Raw genomic sequence first — 17836 nt, 5'->3', positions numbered from 1 at the left:
ACGGGGTGGTGCTCCTCGTTCCCAGTGAGTGGGGCAACACCCGATCCGCTCGGCTGGCAGCCGCGGCGGAGGGGCTGGGGGTGGCTCCGCGGATCGTCCGCTCCGCACTGGTGACCGCCGACGCTCTGCCCTCCTCGTCAGCCCGCTGGGCCGTGTGCGTGGAGGCATCCGAGGCCCGGACCATGGTGAGTCTCGTGGAACGCACACGCGGGGAACTGACCCTGATCGACCGGGCCCTCGTCCACCGCTGGGACCCGCGCCGGGATTCGATGCGCGACGACGAGGTCTCCCGTGTGATCGATGCGGTGACCGCCCTCCGACGGGCGAGGCGTGAGGCGGGCACCGGTTCGACTGAGGTTCTGGCTCGTGGACGCAACTGCGAGCGAGTGGTGGACGCCTGCGATCAGGCCCGATTGCTGTCCTTCGTCGTGCCGGAGACCGCTCCGGTCGAGGCGGCACTGCGACTGCACGAGGATGTCTGAGGCTGCTCGGGCCGGCGATGAGGAGGGAACCGAACGCGGTCGCAGCGGCGTCGAACACTGTGACGGACCCACGAGGGGGCCGCAGGACGACAAGGGGAGGACGAGATGGCCGGTTTCAACACCCACATCGGGACCATGGACACCGCGGCCAGGCGGGTCGACGAGGTCAACATGGAGATCGATCGACTACTCGGGAACGTCCGGGACTCGGTGTCGCAGCTCGGGGGATCTGTGTGGCGGGGTGCGGCGCAGGCGCGGTTCGCCACCATCATGACGGAGTGGCAGCAGCAGAGCGCCAAGCTCAACTCCGCCCTGGCGGGCATCTCGGAGACGATGCGGGTCAACAGCACCTCGTTCGACGCCGCTGATCAGGACTCCGCGCAGGCCATCAGCAGAATCGGCGCCTCCGGGCCTCTGAACATCTGACCACCCATCCTCGAATCGGGAGAATACTCATGACCTCAGGACAGATCACCTACAACCACGGCCCGATCGAGGCGTTGGTCGGCCAGGTCGGCTCGGCCTCCACCGCGTTGCGGACCACCCTCGATGACCTCAAGACATACCTCGCGCCGCTCGTCGCCGAATGGGAGGGCGACGCCGCCGTCGCCTACCACGCCCACCAGAACGACTGGGACCAGGCGGCGGCAGCTCTTCAGGCGATGCTCGCGGAGATCTCGCGGGCAGCGAGTCAGGGCAACCAGGGAATGGCCGATGCCGACCGCCGCGCCGCCCAGGGGTGGGGTTGACCCGCGCGGCGGGTATGACGATCGCGGTCTGAATGATCGAGTCCTGGCGGGCCGCCGCCCTGCGGTTCGTGGGCCCCGGTAGCCGAGTGTCCGGTGACCGGGGTCGGCGGCCTTTTCCGGGCGGTGATCGGGAGATCAGGCGGGGATCATCGACGCCCCACGTGCAGCACACCGTTCTTGCGCCTGTAACAGCATGAGGGGGTCGTGTCATCGCGCCCCCGCGAAAGTGGATGGGCCCGCTCGGCCCTGACCTCTCTCCCACGACGCGATGCGCGGCCCCGGGGACTCCTCTGCCGTGCCGAGGTGCAGGGTGTCGTAGATCACCACGGGATCCGGGGTGAGGTAGTCCGACCCGCCCCGGCCCGCGGCACCCCCGACCGGATGCAGGCGAGGCAAGGCTGGCCTACCGTCGCGAGCAGAGCCGGGTCGATCACCCGGCGGACGCGAACCACGGGAGGACCCATATGTACGTCACCCACGATCCGTCGACCGGGACGACCGACAGCGAGTACGACCAGACCGACGACGTCGACGGGATCCTGTCCACCGTCACCACTGGCTTCGACTCCTGGCGCGCCACCGACGTCGCGGAGCGGGCGAGGATCCTCCTGGCCATCGCGGACGCGTTCGAGGAGCACACCGAGGAGTTGGCCAAGGCCATCACCACCGAGATGGGCAAGCTCCCCGACCAGGCGCAGGGAGAGGTCCAGCTCGCCGCCTCGATCTACCGCTGGTACGGCGAGCACGGCCCCGAGCTGCTGGAGCCCGAGACGTTGGACGTGCCCGGGGCCCGCCTCAACCGCGTGACCCACGAGCCGGTCGGGCCCCTGGTCGGCGTGATGCCGTGGAACTACCCCTACTACCAGGTGGCCCGGTTCGCGGCCCCCAACCTGCTGCTCGGCAACACCATCGTGCTCAAGCACGCCAGCATCTGCGCGCGCTCGTCCGCGGCCATCGAGAAGGTGCAGCGCGCGGCCGGGCTTCCGGAGGACGCGTACGTCAACGTCTACGCCTCCAGCGACACGGTCGCCGAGATGATCGCCGACCCCAGGATCAAGGGCGTCTCGCTCACCGGCAGCGAGGGCGCCGGCGCCGCCGTGGCCAAGGTGGCGGGGGAGAACCTCACCACCAGCGTGCTGGAACTGGGCGGTTCGGACCCGCTCATCGTCCTGGACACCGACGACCTCGACGAGCTGGTCGAGACCGTCGGCAAGGCGCGTCTGTCGAACTGCGGGCAGGCCTGCAACTCACCCAAGCGGATGTTCGTGCCCGAAGACATGAAGGACGAGTTCGTGGGCAAGCTCCGCGACCTGTACGAGGGGACGAAGGTCGGCCCCGCGGCCGACGAGGGGACCGCGCTCGGGCCCCTGTCCTCGGAGGACGCCCGCGACGGGGTGGTCGAACAGGTCGAGCGCGCCGTCGACCAGGGTGCGACCCTCGTGACCGGGGGCCGCGCGATCGACCGCCCGGGCGCGTTCATGGAGCCCACCGTCCTCACCGGCATCACCCCGGAGATGGACGCCTACACCGAAGAGATCTTCGGCCCCGTGGCCATGGTCTACGGCTACGACTCCCTCGACGAAGCCGTGCGGATCGCCAACGACACCCCCTTCGGACTGTCCGGCTCGGTCTGGGGGACCGACACCGGCAAGGCCTCCGAGGTGGCCGAGCGGCTCGAGGTGGGTATGGCCTACGTCAACGAGCACGGCACCACCATGGCCGGCCTGCCCTTCGGCGGCGTCAAGCGCTCCGGCTACGGCCGGGAGCTCGGACGCTGGGGCCTCGGCGAGTTCGTCAACGTCCGCCTCCAGCGGGTCCACTGACACCGACGTAGTACTCCGGCGACGCATCGCACCCACTCCGGCCGGGGGCACTCACCGCCCCGGCCGGAGTGCGTCCGCCTACCCTCGGCGGTCGACCCCTCACCAAAGGAGCGCCATGACCGCCGCGACACCGCACCCGCCCCTCACCGTCAGCCCCGAATGGCTGCACCAGCACGTCGACGACGCCGACCTCGTCGTCGTCGACGCCACCGCCCACCTCCGCGTGCCCACCGACGGCCCCGCCGTTCTCACGTCCGGGGCGGAGTCCTACCGCCCCGAGCACATCCCGGGCGCCGTGTTCGCCGACCTGCTGGTGGACTTCGCCGACCCGGACGCCCCCCAGCCCTTCACCGCGCCGGACCACGAGCGGTTCGCCGCGGCCGCCGGCGCCCTCGGCATCGGCGACGGCGCGACCGTGGTCGTCTACGACCAGCACGACGGCTTCTGGGCCACTCGCTTCTGGTGGCACCTGCGCTACGAGGGCTTCGAGAACGTCACGGTGCTCGACGGCGGGCTGCCCGCCTGGAAGGCAGCCGGATACGACGTGACCGACGTGGTCCCCGACCTCACCCCGCGCACCTTCACCGGCACGCGCCGCCCCGAGCTGTTCCGCTCCACCCGGGACGTCGCCGACGCGCTCGACGACGAGCGGACCGTCCTGGTCAACGTCCTGGACGAGGCCACCTACCGCGGCGAGGTGGACACCTACGCCCGCCGCGGCCACATCCCCGGCAGCATCAACCTGCCGGTCTTTACGCTCCGCGACCCCGAGACCGGCACTCTCCGCCCGACCGAGGAGCTGCGCCGCGAGTTCGAGGCCGCGGGCCTGCTCGACGACGACCGGACCGTCGTGACCTACTGCGGCGGCGGCATCGCGGCGACCGGGGTCGCGCACGCCCTGGCACTCGTCGGCCGCGACGACGTCGCGGTGTACGACGGCTCCATGAACGCGTGGGCCGGCGATCCGGACCTGCCGCTGGTCACCGGCGACTCGCCCCGCTGAGTCGAGTCACCCCGGAGCTGATCCACCCCTGAGCTGATCTACTCCTGAGGCGGGTCAGCGCACGACGGCGTACGCCTGCGCGAGGTGCGCGATCTTCTGCGCGCGGGCCAGCCGCGGCAGGTCCGCGCCGTCGCGGCACCGCTCGCCCCCGGGGCCCAGCTCGTCGATCACGGACCCGGCCCAGGAGACGTCGGCGGCCGAGGGGGACAGCACCTCGTTGATGTACGGGGCCTGGTCCACCCGCAGGCACAGCTTGCCGGTCATGCCCATCTCGACCGCGTGCTCGGCGGCGTCCATGAGGACCTGGGTGTCGTTGGAGATGGTGGGACCGTCGATCGGCGGGGCCACCCGGGCGACCCTGCTGGACACGACGAACTGCGACCGGGTGTAGGCCAGGGCGATCTGCGAGGAGCCGATGCCGGTGTCGCGGCGGTAGTCGCCGATGCCGAAGGCCAGGCGCACCACCTGGTCGGTCTTGGCGATCTCCGTGGCGGCGGCCAGACCGTCGGCGGACTCGACCAGCGCGACGATCGGGGTGTCGGGGGCCAGCCGGGCGGCGGTGAGCGAGACGTGCTCCGGGTTCTCCGTCTTGGCCAACATCACCCCGTCGAGTCCGGGGCAGTGGCCCAGCGCCATGAGGTCCTTCTCCCACTCGGGGGAGCGGACGTCGTTGATCCGGACCCACGCGTGGTTGCCGGCCTCGAGCCACTGGCGGACCTCGCGACGGGCACGCTCCTTCTCCGACTGGCGGCACCCGTCCTCGACGTCCAGGACCACGACGTCCATCTCGGACTCCGCGGCCGCGTCGAAGCGCTCGGACTTGTCTGCCGGCAGGAGCAACCACGAACGGGCGATCGTGGGCGGGATGGTCGACATGGGGCTCATCGGTACCGGTCATCCTTTGCTCGGGGAACGGATCAACGCGGGACGGGCGGGTCTCGCGGCAACCTCCCCACGATACGCCGGGGTCGATGCGAGGTACCAGGCGGGAAGCGGTGCCAGGGGGCGTGACCCCGGGCCCACTGGGTAAGGATAGGCTGACCTATATTCAGCCGGATGAGGACGGAGGCGCACGATGATCACCCATGCCCGGCCCCATGCCGCCGTGAGCGCAGCGTTCGACGAGAGGCCGGCCGAGTGATGGGAGCGGTCTCACCACCGAGCCGCGCACCTCGCCCCGAGCCGCGCGGCAGCTATCGGGCTTTCACCGTCACGGTCACGGCGGCGGTGTCGCTGACCCCGCGGATGCGCCGGATCACGCTCCACGCGCCTCAGCTCACCGACTATGAGCTCCTGCGCCCGGATGACTTCTTCGCGCTGCTGATCCCCGGCCCGGCAGGGCTCGACCTTCCCGCTGACGGCCTGGTCGGATCGTCACCTCGAGGAGTGGCGGACCTGATCGGTGACCGATGCCGGCCCGAGCTGCGGTGGTACACCGTCCGCGCCCACCGTCCGGACGTCGGTGAGGTCGATGTCGACATCGTGCTCCACGGCGACCACGGCGACCACGGCGACCACAGCGACCACGACCACGCGGCGAGCGGCCCGGGCGGCCGCTGGGCCGCCACCGTCACTCCCGGGGACGTCGCCGGTTTCGTCGAGGGCAACGGCCTGTACAGCCCCACCGACCCGTCAGGGCGCCAGGTGTTCTTCGCCGATGTGACCGCCCTTCCCGCGCTGTCGTCGATACTCACCTCCCCGGAGCCGGCCCCCGGCGTCGCGGCTCTCGGGAGCCAGGCCACGGCACACATCGAGGTGGACCACGACTCCGACATCCACCCGATCGCCACAGGAGCCACCGTGCACTGGCACGTGAGAGACGGGGGCCCACCTGGGCTGTCGATCCCCCGTGTCCTCGACGGCGTCGCGCCGGAAGAGATCAGCTACGCGTGGATCTGCGCGGAGGCCTCGCTCGTGCAGGAGGCGCGCCGCTTCCTCATCGCGCAGGGCGGGGTGGCGAAGGAACTGATCACGTTCAGCGGCTACTGGCGTCAGGGCGAGGCACGCACCTGACATGACGACCACCGATTCGCGGGGCACCGGCGTGCCCACCCGCTCCCGGACCGTCCCCCCTCGGGGAGTGGCGGGCACCACCACCCGACGCTCGGCCGGACTCATCGTCCTCCTGGCGGTGCTGGCGGTCGCCGTACTGGTCAGCGTGGCGGTCGGGTCCAAGGACATCCCGCTGTCCACGGTGCTGGAGGCGTTCCGGTACCACGATCTCGCGATCGACGAGCACTTCATCGTGTGGGAGATGCGGCTGCCGCGGACGCTGACCGGCCTCGCGGTCGGTGCCGGGCTCGCGGTGTCGGGTGCACTCATCCAGGCGTTGACGCGTAATCCGCTCGCCGACCCGGGAATTCTGGGGGTGAACGCCGGGGCGGCGTTCTTCGTCGCACTGGGCGTCGCGGTCTTCGGGGTGTCCTCGATCGCCGGGTATGTGTGGTTCGCGTTCCTCGGGGCCCTGGTGGTCACGGTGGGGGTGTACCTGGTCGGATCGGCCGGCCGGGGCCCGGCGGACCCGGTGCGGTTGACGCTCGCGGGCGTGGCTCTCGGCGCGGTGCTCTCCGGCATCACCCTGGGCATGACTCTGGTGGACCCGGGGGCGTTCGACCAGATGCGGCACTGGAACGCCGGGTCGATCGCCGGCCGCGGCTATGACGTGCTGCTTCCGGTGCTGCCGTTCCTGATCCTCGGAGTACTGCTGGCCGTGGGCGCGGCGACAGCGCTCAACGCGATCGCCCTCGGCGACGATCTCGCGACATCCCTGGGGACCCGGGTCGCGCTCACCCGGGCCATGGTGGTCGTCGCGGTGACGCTGCTCGCCGGAGGAGCGACGGCGATCGCCGGTCCCCTTCTGTTCGTGGGGTTGATGGTTCCGCACATCGCCCGGTGGATCACCGGGCCGGAGCAGCGCTGGATCATCGCCTACTCGGTGGTGATGGGGCCGATCCTCGTGATCGTCTCGGACGTCCTCGGTCGCCTGGTGATCCGTCCCGGTGAAATGCCCGTCGGGATCGTCACCGCATTCGTCGGCGCGCCTGTCCTGATCGCCCTGATCCGACGCAAGAAGGCGAGCGGGCTATGAGCAGCGACATCGCCAGCGGAGCCTCGCGGGTGGACTTCGGGGCACGGCAGGTGCAGTGGCGGCGTCACGGTGTCTCCGTCCGGTTCCCCCTCCGGGCCCTCCTCGTCTGCGCCGCCCTCGCGGTCCTGCTGGGCGTCGGTGCGGTGGTCGGCCTGACGGTCGGTAGCTACGCCGTCGACCTCGGCCGACTGGTCGACGTGCTGACCGGTACTGACGGGACCTTCGCCCGGACCGTGGTGCTGGAGTGGCGGGCCCCACGCGTGCTGGCCGCCGTCGTGTTCGGCGCGGCCCTCGGCGCCTCCGGCGCGGTGTTCCAGTCCGTGACCCGCAACCCGTTGGCGAGTCCTGACGTCATCGGGTTCGCCACGGGCTCGCACACCGGGGCGATCGTCGTGCTCATCGTCCTCGGGGGTGGCTACACCCAGGTGGCCTCAGGGGCGCTGGTGGGTGGCGTGGCCACCGCCGCGGTGGTCTACCTGCTGGCGTACCGGGGCGGGATCACCGGATTTCGGTTCATCATCGTCGGCATCGGGGTCTCGGCCATGCTCACGGCATTCAACAGCTGGCTGCTGTTGCGCGCCCAACTCGAGGTCGCGATGAGCGCCGCGGTGTGGGGTGCCGGGTCGCTGAACGGGATCACCTGGGAACAGACGGGTGTGGCCACCGCGGTCGTGATGGTGCTCATGCTGGTCCTCGGACTGCTGGCTCGGCCGATGCAGCAGATGCAGCTCGGCGACGACGCGGCGAGAGCCATCGGCATCCGGGTCGAACCCTCGCGACTGGGTCTCATCATCGTGGGCGTCGCGCTGACCGCCGCCGTCACCGCCGCCGCCGGACCCATCTCGTTCATTGCCCTGGCCGCGCCGCAGGTCGCCCGCCGTCTCGCCCGCACGCCCGGGATCACCCTCTGGCCGTCCGCGGTCGTCGGGGCCGTCCTGCTGCTGGCCTCCGACCTGGTCGCCCAGCACGCGCTACCTCAGACGCTGCCGGTGGGGGTGGTGACCGTCGTCATCGGCGGAACGTATCTGACCTGGCTACTGATTCACGAGATAAGGAAGCTCCCATGAGCCTGCCTCCGTTGCGCGCCGAGGACATCACGGTCGGATACGACACACGGGTCATCTCCGAGGGGTTGTCGGTCTCCGTCCCCGAGGACTCGTTCACGGTCATCATCGGCCCGAACGCCTGCGGCAAGTCCACTCTGCTCCGCGCCCTGTCACGGCTGCTCGCGCCCGCCAGGGGTCAGGTGATCCTGGACGGACGCGACATCCGCTCCTACAAGGCCAAGGAGGTCGGGCGGCGCCTGGGGCTGCTGCCACAGAGTTCGCTCGCGCCCGACGGGATCACCGTCGCCGAGCTGGTGGCCCGCGGTCGCAACCCCTATCAGGGGTTCCTGCGCCAGTGGTCGACCGCGGACGAGGAGGCCGTCGCGGCCGCACTGGCCGCAACGGAGACCACCGAGCTGTCCGCGCGCCTGGTGGACGAGCTCTCCGGCGGACAGCGTCAACGCGTCTGGGTCGCCCTGGTGCTCGCGCAGCAGACCCCGTTGCTGTTGCTGGACGAGCCCACCACGTTCCTGGACATCGCCCACCAGATCGAGCTCATGGAGATGTTCACCGACCTGCACCACCAGGGCAGAACCCTGGTCGCGGTGCTCCACGACCTCAACCAGGCGGCCCGCTACGCCACCCACCTGATCGCGATGCGAGAGGGGAGGGTGATGGCCACCGGTGCCCCCGAGGAGATCCTCACGGAGGAGCTCGTCCACGAGGTCTTCGGGCTGCGGTGCCGCGTGGTCCCCGACCCCGTCGCGGGAACACCCCAGGTCATCCCACTCGGACGTGACCGACGACAGAGAACGATCCACACGCAGAAGGAGACCCGCACACTATGAGAACGACACTGCGCCGCACCGTCGGTGCCCTGCTCGCCACCACCCTCGCCGTCGGACTGTCCGCCTGTAGTCCGGGCGACGCGCCCACCGCCGGCGGTGGGAACCCCGGTTCCGACGGCGACGGGTCTGCGTTCCCGGTGACGGTCGAGCACGAGTTCGGGGAGACCACGATCGAGTCCGAGCCCCAGCGGGTGGTGACCCTCGGATGGGGCGATGTCGACAACGCGATCGCCCTCGGCGTCAACCCGGTCGGCTACGCGCGTAGCGCGGATTATCCGGGACTGCAGCCCTGGGCCCGGGACGCGGCCGGTGAGATCGACGCGGTGGACCTCGGTAGCGCCAGCGAACCGGACTACGAGAGGATCGCGTCGCTGGAACCGGATCTGATCATCGATGTGCAGGGCGGTACGGACGACGAGCAGTACTCGAGGCTGTCCTCGATCGCGCCCACGGTCGCCCGACCGGCGGGGACGAACGTGTGGCAGGTGAATCGTGCGCCCGCGACCCGGCAGATCGCCCGGGCTCTGGGCCGGGTCGAGGAGGGGGAGCAGCTGCTCACCGAGCTGGAGGAGCACATCGCTCGGACCACGGCCCGGTACCCGCAGCTGGAGGGCAAGACCGGGACCGCGGTGCTCGTCTCCGACCCGGGCACGTACTACGGGTTCCAGAACAGGGACGGGCGCGGGGAGTTCATCGAGACCATCGGGATGCGGCTACCCGAGTCGATCGCAGCCCGGGACGACGGGTCCAGCTTCAGCGTGCAGGTGGCGTCCGAAGAGGTGGCGATGCTCGACGGCGACGTGGTCCTGTTCCTCACCGACGACCAGAACTTCGTCCCGACCGAGTACAACCAGTTGTTCGGTCGATTCTCCGCAGAGCTCCTGACCCTGACCTCGACAGAACGCCAGGCCATCTCCGTCAACACCCCACTGTCGATCTCGTACGCTCTCGACACCCTGGTGCCCCGCATCGCCGACGCGGTCCGGGACTGAACGCCGCGGCGTCGGCAGCCGGCGGGCACTCAGGACGCTTCCTGTCCGCATTAATGGACGCGTGTCTTGACTACCCCCTGTGAGCGCGGCACGCTGTGGCGGGTGAGTACCCGACCACCGTCCGACGCCCCCGCGATCGAGGCGGAACACCTCGTCAAGAAATTCGGCGACTTCACCGCCGTCGATGACATCTCCTTTACCGTGCCCCCCGGAACGGTCCTGGGACTGCTGGGTCCCAACGGATCCGGTAAGACCACCACCATCCGCATGATGACCACGCTGAGCCCGCCCACCTCGGGCACCGCGCGGGTCGCCGGCCACGACGTGACGACCGCGCCCGCCGAGGTGCGCAAGGCCATGGGGTTGACCGCACAGGCGGCCACCGTCGACGAGTTGCTCACCGGGCGCGAGAACCTCCGTCTGATCGGGGACCTGTACGGGCTGCCCAAGAAGAGGGTGAAGTCGCGCGCCGACGAGTTGCTGGAGAAGTTCTCACTGAGCGACGCCGCGACCCGGGTGGCCAAGAGCTACTCGGGGGGCATGCGGCGCCGGCTCGACCTGGCCGCCAGCCTCGTCGCGGCCCCGCCCGTGCTGTTCCTCGACGAGCCCACCACCGGGCTCGACCCCCGGTCGCGCAACGAACTCTGGGACGTGCTGCGTGACCTGGTCCGGGACGGCACGACGCTGCTGCTCACCACCCAGTACCTCGACGAGGCCGATCAACTGGCCGATCGGGTGATCGTGATCGACCACGGCAGAGTGATCGCCGAGGGCACACCGTTGCAGCTCAAGGACCGGTCCGGTGCCGCCAGCCTGGTCATCACCGTCTCGCGACCAGATGACGTGGACGAGGCCGTGCGGGTCCTCGACGGAAGGATCGGGGAACTGCACGTCGACCGCGACGCACGCCGGCTCACCGCGCCGTCGGAGGGCGTCTCGGCGCTGGCGGGGATCGCCGCCGCCTTCACCGAGGCCGGGATCGAGCTCGACGACATCGGCCTCCAGCGCCCCAGTCTGGACGACGTCTTCCTGTCCCTCACCGGCCGGAGGGCCGAGGACCCGGAGAGCTCGCCTGACACCGCGGACGCCGACACCATCGAACAGGAGAACCGGGTATGAGCACCGTCGCCGACCCCGCCCACACCTCGGCCACCCATGAGCGGTTCGCGATGCCGGACCGCCCCGACGGGCCGCCGCTGAGCCGCCAGATCTCCGCGCTGGTGCGCCGCAACCTCTTCCACATCCGCCGCCAGCCCGAGAACCTGGCGGATGTCACCATCCAGCCGGTGATGTTCGTGCTGCTGTTCGCCTACGTCTTCGGCGGGGCGATCGCCGTGGCCGGCGGTGTGAACTACCGCGAGTGGCTGCTCCCGGGGATCATGGCGCAGACCATGGCGTTCTCCTCGTTCGTCGTGGCCTCCGGCCTGTGCAACGACCTCAACAAGGGGATCATCGACCGCTTCCGGTCGCTGCCCATCCAGCGGGCGTCGATCCTCATCGCGCGCAGCGCCTCGAGTCTCATCCACTCCTCAATCGGCGTGGTGGTGATGTCGCTGACGGGTCTCATCGTGGGCTGGCGGATCCGGAGCGGGCTCGTCGACGCGGTGCTGGGTTACCTCATCCTGCTGGGCTTCGGCTTCGTCATGATCTGGATCGGCATCGTCGTGGGTTCCCGCCTCAAGACCATCGAGTCGGTCAACGGCGTCATGTTCACGACGATCTTCCCCATCACGTTCCTCGCCAACACCTTCGCGCCGCCGGAGTCGATGCCGGTGTGGCTGCGTCCGGTCGCCGAGTGGAACCCGCTGGCCTCGGTCGTCCAGGCGATGCGTGAGCTCTGGGGCAACGCGCCGGCCGTGGGGCCGGACGCCGCGCTGCCGTTGCAGCACCCGGTGCTGGCCTCGCTGCTGTGGATCGTCGGTCTGACGGTGATCATCGCGCCGATCGCCGTCAAGGCCTTCGACGCCCGCACGCGGGACTGACCCGCGGACCGGCCCGCCTCGTGGCAGGTCGTCGTCAGGACTTCTTCTTGGGGGAGACCCGGATGGTGATGGTCCCGACCACGGGCTCCACGCCGGCGTCGTCGACGAAGCGCAGGGGGACCTCGACGTCCCGGCCGCTGGTGAAAGCCGCGAAATCGGGGATGTCGGTCCATTCGGCCGTGACCGTCATGCCGCCGGTCGACTTGGCCGGGTAGCGCACGTTCATCCCCACGGGGATCCAGCGGTGGGTGGCCGGCACGGTGGCCTCGGCGAGCATGCCCATCGCCATCTCGGCCAGGTTGCACGCCGCGATCACGTGGAAGGTGCCGATGTGGTTGCGGTTGCCCCACCAGCCGGGGCCGCGGACGACGCACCGGCCGGGGCGCAGCTCCACCACGTGCGGCAGGACGGTCCGGAAGTAGGGCGCCTTGAGGCTCACGGCCGCGCTGAACAGGCGCGAGCCCAGCGGGAGGCGGGTCGCCTTCTGCCACAGGCGGAACGTCGGGGTGGGTGCGGAGGCGGAGGGCGCGGTGTCGGTCACCGCCCCGATGTTACTCCCCGGTAGGTTCGCGGTGGTGCGGGCCGCCGGATCAGCCGCCGGATCATTCCGGTTCAGGCCAGGATGCGCGTGCCCTGGCGGAGCAGCTCGTGCAACCGCGCCTGATCCGCCTCGGGTTCGTCGACCCAGCGGCGGTAGGCCGAGAGGGCGATCCCCAGGGCGGCGTGGGCGGTGGCGGCGGGGATGAGGTCGTGCACCGACTCCCCGCGGCGCGCGGCGACGAACTCGGCCACGGCGCTACGCCAGTCCGCGTACATGAGCGTCGAGTGGGCCTGGAGTTCGTCGACCCCGAGCAGTAGTCCCATCCGCAGGCGGTGCACCTGCGTCTCGGAGTCCGGGAAGGTGTTGAAGGTGACCAGGGCGTCCGCGAGCGCGTCCCTCAGCGGGGTGGCGGCCGGGATCCGGGCGAGCTGGCGACGCATCCCGTCCATCTGGATGTCGAACTCGCCCCACGCGATCGCGGCCTTGCCGGGGAAGTAGCGAAACAGCGTCCGCCGGGAGATGTGGGCGGCCTCGGCGATCTCGTCGACACTGGTCGCCTCGTATCCCTGGCGGTCGAAGAGCCTGAGCGCCACGGTCACGATCGAGGCTCGCGTCGTGGACGGTCGCCGTCCGGGCGCGCGACTGTCGTTCGGCTCCGTCATCTCCGTGGCTCCGTCATCCCCGTGGCTCAGTCATTCCCATGATCGCCAAGCCTAGAGGCATCCCGGGGACGGGTTGTGCGCAGACCATTGCATTTGGCACTAGGTGTCAATATGATGCAGATCTCACCGTGTGCGGTGAGTCACCCAACCCGCTGACGAGAGGAATCGCCGTGGACAACGCCCAGAACACCGAGGTAGTGCTGGAGGAGGCCCTCATCGAGGAGGTCTCGATCGACGGCATGTGCGGGGTCTACTGAGATGACCTCGGCAGCAGCGCCGGCCGGCGCCGGACAGGACGCCGCGCCCGCGGCCTTCGACCTCGACGCCGGCTGGCGCCTGCACCCCGGAGTGGCCCTTCGTCCCGAGCCGTTCGGGGCTCTGCTCTACCACTTCCACACCCGCAAGCTCAGCTTTCTCAAGTCGCCGACCATCGTCGAGGTGGTCCGCGCCCTCGCCGATCACCCCACCGCCCGCGAGGCGTGTGCTGCCGTCGGGGTGTCGATCGACGACCCCGCGACCGCCCGCCTGTACCTGCACGCGCTCGGCCAGCTCGCCGCATCGCGCATGATCGAGGAGACCCCATGACCAGCACCCTCAGCCGCCCGGACGCCCCCTCGACGAGCACGGCCCCCGCTCCCGTCGGCCGCCTGGTGGACCAGTTCGAGCGTGGCCTCGACGCCCCCATCTGCCTGACCTGGGAGCTCACCTACGCCTGCAACCTGGCGTGCGTGCACTGCCTGAGCTCGTCGGGCAAGCGCGACCCCCGGGAACTGAGTACCGAGCAGTGCAAATCGATCATCGACGAGCTGCAGCGGATGCAGGTCTTCTACGTCAACATCGGCGGTGGCGAGCCCACCGTCCGCCCCGACTTCTGGGAACTCGTCGACTACGCCACCAGCCACCAGGTGGGCGTGAAGTTCTCGACCAACGGCGTGCGCATCGACGAGGCCGTGGCGCAGCGCCTGGCCGCGAGCGACTACGTCGACGTGCAGATCTCCCTGGACGGCGCCACGGCCGAGGTCAACGACGCGGTCCGCGGCCCGGGCTCGTTCGACATGGCCGTCCGGGCCCTGGAGAACCTCAAGAACGCCGGGTTCACCGACGCCAAGATCTCCGTGGTGGTCACCCGCGAGAACGTCACCCAGCTGGACGAGTTCAAGGCGCTGGCGGACCGCTACGACGCGACCCTGCGCATCACCCGCCTGCGTCCCTCCGGCCGCGGAGCCGACGTCTGGGACGACCTCCACCCGCTGCCCGAGCAGCAGAAGGACCTCTACGACTGGCTGGTCGAGCACGGCTCCAACGTCCTGACCGGTGACAGCTTCTTCCACCTGTCGGCCTTCGGCGACGGACAGGGCTCGCTGCCCGGGCTGAACCTCTGCGGCGCGGGCCGCGTGGTGTGCCTCATCGACCCGATCGGGGACGTCTACGCCTGCCCGTTCGCGATCCACGAGGAGTTCCTCGCCGGCAACACCGTCTCCGACGGCGGCTTCGAGAGCGTCTGGCAGACCTCGGAACTCTTCCGCGAGCTGCGCGAGCCCCAGTCCGCCGGCGCGTGTGCGTCCTGCAACTTCTACGACAGCTGCCGCGGTGGGTGCATGGCGGCCAAGTTCTTCACCGGCCTGCCCATGGACGGGCCGGACCCGGAGTGCGTCCAGGGGTACGGCGAGGGGCTGCTCGCGGCCGAGCGCTCCATCCCCTCCCCGTCACAGGACCACTCCCGGGTCAAGGGCCTGGCAGCGCGCAAGCAGCCCACCGGCCCGGTCCCACTGACCCTCATCACCACCCCTCCGCGCAGGCCCACCAGCCTGTGCGACGAGTCCCCGGTCTGACCGGACCGGCCGACCCGCCCCACCGACCGCCTCCCTAAGGAGCCCTTCCCGTGTCACGCCTGTCCAAGATCGCCGAGGCCAACCCCTGGCGCACCAACCCCTGGTTCGAATCGGTCGCCGAGGCCCAGCGCCGCGCCAAGAAGAAGCTGCCCCGGAGCGTCTACATGGCGCTGGTTGCCGGCAGCGAGCAGGGCGTGACGATCGACGACAACACGGCCGCCTTCGCCGAACTGGGTCCCAAGCCGCACGTGATCGGAGCCAAGGCCGAGCGGGACATGGCCACCACGGTCATGGGCCAACCGATCAGCCTCCCGGTGATGATCTCGCCCACCGGCGTCCAGGCCGTGACCCCGGACGGTGAGGTCGACGTGGCCCGCGCGGCCGCCGCCCGCGGCACCGCGATGGGACTGAGTTCCTTCGCCTCCAAGCCGATCGAGGAGGTCATCGCCGCGAATCCGCAGACGTTCTTCCAGGTGTACTGGCTCGGCGGCAAGGAGAAGGTTCTCGAGCGACTGGAGCGGGCCAAGGCCGCGGGCGCGGCGGGCGTCATCCTCACCACCGACTGGTCGTTCTCCATGGGGCGCGACTGGGGTAGCCCGACCATCCCGGAGAAGCTCGACGCCAGGGCGATGCTCACCCTGGCCCCGGAGATCGCGGTGCGTCCGCGCTGGGCCGCCGAGTGGGCGCGCGACGTGGTGACCAACAAGCGTTTCCCCGACCTCACCACGCCGAATCTCGTGCACCAGGGGGAGATGGGTCCGACCTTCTTCGGGGCCTACGGCGAGTGGATGGGCACTCCTCCCGCGACGTGGGACGACATCGCGTGGGTGGTGGACAACTACGACGGGCCGGTCATGCTCAAGGGCATCACCCGCATCGACGACGCCCGGCGCGCGGTCGACGCCGGCGTCAGCGCCATCTCGGTCTCCAACCACGGCGGCAACAACCTCGACGGCACCCCGGCCTCGATCCGCTGCCTCGCGCCGATCGTCGACGCCGTCGACGGCCGGGTCGAGGTACTGATGGACGGTGGGATCCGACGCGGTTCCGACGTGGCCAAGGCGCTCGCCCTGGGCGCCCGCGCCGTGATGATCGGCCGCGCCTACCTGTGGGGCCTCGGCGCCAACGGGCAGGCCGGCGTCGAGAACGTCCTGGACATCCTGCGTTCGGGCCTGGACTCCAGCCTCATCGGTCTGAGCAAGTCCTCGATCTCCGAGCTGAGCAGGGACGACTACGTGATCCCCGACGGGTTCATGCGTCGCCTGGGAGAGTGACCAGGGGGCGGCCCGTCCGGACCACCCCGTTACGTCTGTAGAGAAGAAGGAATCGCAGTCCATGGGAGAGTTCGACGGCAAGGTCGTCTACATCACCGGCATCGCGCGCGGCCAGGGCCGCAAGCACGCCATCCGCTTCGCCCGGGAGGGGGCGAACATCATCGGGCTGGACCTGTGCGCATCCCCGTCCGAGTACGTCGGGTACAAGGCGGCCACCGAGGAGGACCTCGCGCAGACGGTCGAGAAGGTCCGTGCCGAGGGCGGGGAGATCCTCGCCGAGATCGGCGACGTCCGCGATCTGGCGTTTCAGCAGGACCTGGTCGCCCGCGGGGTCGATCATTTCGGCGGCCGCCTGGACGTGGTGATCGCCAACGCGGGAATCTGCAACTGGGGCAAGGTCTGGGAGATCGACGAGCAGCAGTGGCAGGACACGATCGACGTCAACCTCACGGGGTACTGGAAGACCCTCAAGGCCACCATCCCGCACATGCTCGCCGCGGACAACGGCGGGTCGATCGTCCTGGTGAGTTCCGTTGCGGGACTCAAGGCCATGCCGGTCCAGTCGCCGTACTCGGCGTCCAAGTACGGGGTGGTGGGTCTCGCGCAGACCGCGGCCAAGGAACTCGGCGAGCACCGGATCCGGGTCAACACGATCCACCCCTACGGTGTGCTGACCCCCATGGGTGCCGACGACCCCGCGGCCCACGACGTGTTCACCAACATGCCCCAGTTCCTCCCGCACTTCACGCCGATCCTGGGGATGGGGATGGCCACCACGGACGACATCTCCGACTCGGTGTTGTTCCTCGCCTCGGACGCCTCCCGCACCATCACCGCGTCGACCTTCACCGTCGACATGGGCGCGATCAAGGTCTGACCATCGATCCCGGCCTGACCATCGAGCCCGGTCTGGCTGTGCTGCCGCTCGGTGCCACCGAGCAGCACGGCGCGCACCTGCCCACCCAGACGGACACGCTGCTGGCCACCTCGGCCGCGCAGGCCCTCGCGGGCGACGGCGTCCACGTGCTCCCCGCCCTCGCGTTCGGCGCGAGCGGGGAGCACCAGTCGTTCCCCGGCACGGTGTCCATGGGAACGGAGGTCCTGGCGCAGGCGCTGGTCGAGATCGGGAGGTCGGCGTCCGTCCACACGCCCGGGTTCCTCGTGGTCAACGGCCACGGTGGCAACGTCGACGCGCTGCGACGGGCGATCCCGCTGTTGCGCGGTGAGGGCCGCGACGCCGCGTGGCTGCCGTGCCGGACGTCCGTGGACCCCTCCGACACCCATGCGGGACACGCCGAGACCTCGCTCATGCTGCACCTTCACCCCGAGCTGGTCCGCATGGACCGCGCGGCCCCCGGATGCACCCGGCCCCTGCCGGAGATCCTGCCCACGTTGCGCGATGGGGGGGTGGGCGCGGTGAGCCCGTCCGGGGTGCTCGGCGACCCCACCACGGCCACCGCCTCCGAGGGACGCCGACTGTGGGACGAGCTGGTCGCCGACGCCCGGGGGCGCAT

At 70.2% G+C, this 17836-nt stretch carries 20 protein-coding genes and 1 pseudogene; 18 read left to right on the top strand and 3 right to left on the bottom strand.

Annotated elements, in window-relative coordinates; translation table 11 throughout:
- From IY392_RS06880 to IY392_RS06860, 5 genes and pseudogenes are all read left to right on the top strand, one after another.
- A pseudogene (locus tag IY392_RS06880) lies at nt 1–482 on the top strand (hypothetical protein); the annotation flags it as partial.
- 105 nt (nt 483–587) lie between these two features.
- Nucleotides 588–908: a WXG100 family type VII secretion target gene (locus IY392_RS06875; protein ID WP_107757033.1), complete on the top strand. Its 321-nt coding sequence runs from the start codon at nt 588–590 to the stop codon at nt 906–908.
- Nucleotides 909–937: 29 nt separating this feature from the next.
- Nucleotides 938–1231 (top strand): WXG100 family type VII secretion target, encoded by a 294-nt coding sequence (locus IY392_RS06870; RefSeq protein WP_107757032.1) that lies wholly within the window; start codon nt 938–940, stop codon nt 1229–1231.
- Between the two features lie 464 nt (nt 1232–1695).
- Entirely contained in the window at nt 1696–3054 is a 1359-nt protein-coding gene (locus IY392_RS06865) for an NAD-dependent succinate-semialdehyde dehydrogenase (protein ID WP_194860835.1), read from the top strand.
- Nucleotides 3055–3169: 115 nt separating this feature from the next.
- Nucleotides 3170–4057: a sulfurtransferase gene (locus IY392_RS06860; RefSeq protein ID WP_194860834.1), complete on the top strand. Its 888-nt coding sequence runs from the start codon at nt 3170–3172 to the stop codon at nt 4055–4057.
- 54 nt (nt 4058–4111) lie between these two features.
- On the opposite strand, the gene IY392_RS06855 is transcribed toward IY392_RS06860, so the two are convergent.
- Nucleotides 4112–4933, bottom strand: a complete 822-nt coding sequence (locus IY392_RS06855; protein ID WP_194860837.1) for a CoA ester lyase — start codon at nt 4931–4933, stop codon at nt 4112–4114.
- 351 nt (nt 4934–5284) lie between these two features.
- On the opposite strand from IY392_RS06855, the gene IY392_RS06850 reads away from it, so the two are divergent.
- The 7 genes from IY392_RS06850 to IY392_RS06820 all read left to right on the top strand — a co-directional run bounded on the left by IY392_RS06850 (nt 5285) and on the right by IY392_RS06820 (nt 12013).
- Complete coding sequence (locus IY392_RS06850) at nt 5285–6070, top strand: siderophore-interacting protein (RefSeq protein WP_194860833.1); 786 nt, start codon at nt 5285–5287, stop codon at nt 6068–6070.
- A 1-nt stretch (nt 6071) separates the two neighbouring features.
- Nucleotides 6072–7145, top strand: a complete 1074-nt coding sequence (locus IY392_RS06845; protein ID WP_194860832.1) for an iron ABC transporter permease — start codon at nt 6072–6074, stop codon at nt 7143–7145.
- The gene (locus IY392_RS06840; RefSeq protein WP_194860831.1) at nt 7142–8212 is read left to right on the top strand and encodes an iron chelate uptake ABC transporter family permease subunit; all 1071 of its coding nucleotides are present in this window, start codon (nt 7142–7144) and stop codon (nt 8210–8212) included. Before IY392_RS06845 ends, IY392_RS06840 begins: the two co-directional genes overlap by 4 nt.
- Nucleotides 8209–9039 (top strand): ABC transporter ATP-binding protein, encoded by an 831-nt coding sequence (locus IY392_RS06835; RefSeq protein ID WP_194860830.1) that lies wholly within the window; start codon nt 8209–8211, stop codon nt 9037–9039. The genes IY392_RS06840 and IY392_RS06835 overlap by 4 nt, the downstream gene beginning before the upstream one ends.
- Complete coding sequence (locus tag IY392_RS06830) at nt 9036–10031, top strand: iron-siderophore ABC transporter substrate-binding protein (RefSeq protein ID WP_194860829.1); 996 nt, start codon at nt 9036–9038, stop codon at nt 10029–10031. The genes IY392_RS06835 and IY392_RS06830 overlap by 4 nt, the downstream gene beginning before the upstream one ends.
- Nucleotides 10032–10133: 102 nt before the next feature.
- Entirely contained in the window at nt 10134–11150 is a 1017-nt protein-coding gene (locus tag IY392_RS06825) for an ATP-binding cassette domain-containing protein (RefSeq protein WP_194860828.1), read from the top strand.
- Nucleotides 11147–12013: an ABC transporter permease gene (locus IY392_RS06820; protein WP_107757021.1), complete on the top strand. Its 867-nt coding sequence runs from the start codon at nt 11147–11149 to the stop codon at nt 12011–12013. Before IY392_RS06825 ends, IY392_RS06820 begins: the two co-directional genes overlap by 4 nt.
- Nucleotides 12014–12047: 34 nt before the next feature.
- Here the strand turns inward: IY392_RS06820 and IY392_RS06815 are convergent, their stop codons facing one another.
- Together IY392_RS06815 and mftR are read right to left on the bottom strand one after the other, a co-directional pair.
- On the bottom strand, nt 12048–12554 hold the full coding sequence (locus IY392_RS06815) for a hotdog fold domain-containing protein (RefSeq protein ID WP_107757020.1): 507 nt from the start codon (nt 12552–12554) through the stop codon (nt 12048–12050).
- A gap of 71 nt (nt 12555–12625) precedes the next feature.
- Nucleotides 12626–13216: a mycofactocin system transcriptional regulator gene (gene mftR, locus IY392_RS06810; protein WP_107757019.1), complete on the bottom strand. Its 591-nt coding sequence runs from the start codon at nt 13214–13216 to the stop codon at nt 12626–12628.
- Between the two features lie 170 nt (nt 13217–13386).
- On the opposite strand from mftR, the gene mftA reads away from it, so the two are divergent.
- From mftA to mftE, 6 genes are all read left to right on the top strand, one after another.
- On the top strand, nt 13387–13473 hold the full coding sequence (gene mftA, locus IY392_RS19145; RefSeq protein WP_063971908.1) for a mycofactocin precursor MftA: 87 nt from the start codon (nt 13387–13389) through the stop codon (nt 13471–13473).
- Between the two features lies 1 nt (nt 13474).
- On the top strand, nt 13475–13801 hold the full coding sequence (gene mftB, locus IY392_RS06800; protein ID WP_107757017.1) for a mycofactocin biosynthesis chaperone MftB: 327 nt from the start codon (nt 13475–13477) through the stop codon (nt 13799–13801).
- Nucleotides 13798–15048 carry a mycofactocin radical SAM maturase gene (gene mftC / locus IY392_RS06795; protein ID WP_182612245.1) on the top strand — a complete coding sequence of 417 codons (1251 nt, stop codon included), beginning with the start codon at nt 13798–13800 and terminating at the stop codon, nt 15046–15048. Before mftB ends, mftC begins: the two co-directional genes overlap by 4 nt.
- 50 nt (nt 15049–15098) lie before the next feature.
- Complete coding sequence (mftD, locus tag IY392_RS06790; RefSeq protein ID WP_107757015.1) at nt 15099–16322, top strand: pre-mycofactocin synthase MftD; 1224 nt, start codon at nt 15099–15101, stop codon at nt 16320–16322.
- Between the two features lie 61 nt (nt 16323–16383).
- Complete coding sequence (locus IY392_RS06785; RefSeq protein ID WP_182612243.1) at nt 16384–17199, top strand: mycofactocin-coupled SDR family oxidoreductase; 816 nt, start codon at nt 16384–16386, stop codon at nt 17197–17199.
- On the top strand, nt 17196–17836 hold a 641-nt coding region (gene mftE / locus IY392_RS06780), incomplete at its 3' end, for a mycofactocin biosynthesis peptidyl-dipeptidase MftE (RefSeq protein ID WP_375292899.1). The genes IY392_RS06785 and mftE, both read left to right, overlap by 4 nt.

It is taken from the genome of Dietzia sp. SYD-A1, from assembly GCF_015356725.1.
Taxonomy (GTDB): domain Bacteria; phylum Actinomycetota; class Actinomycetes; order Mycobacteriales; family Mycobacteriaceae; genus Dietzia.
The sequence above is the reverse complement of the archived record's forward strand: the minus strand, read 5'-3'. Positions and strand labels throughout refer to the sequence as shown.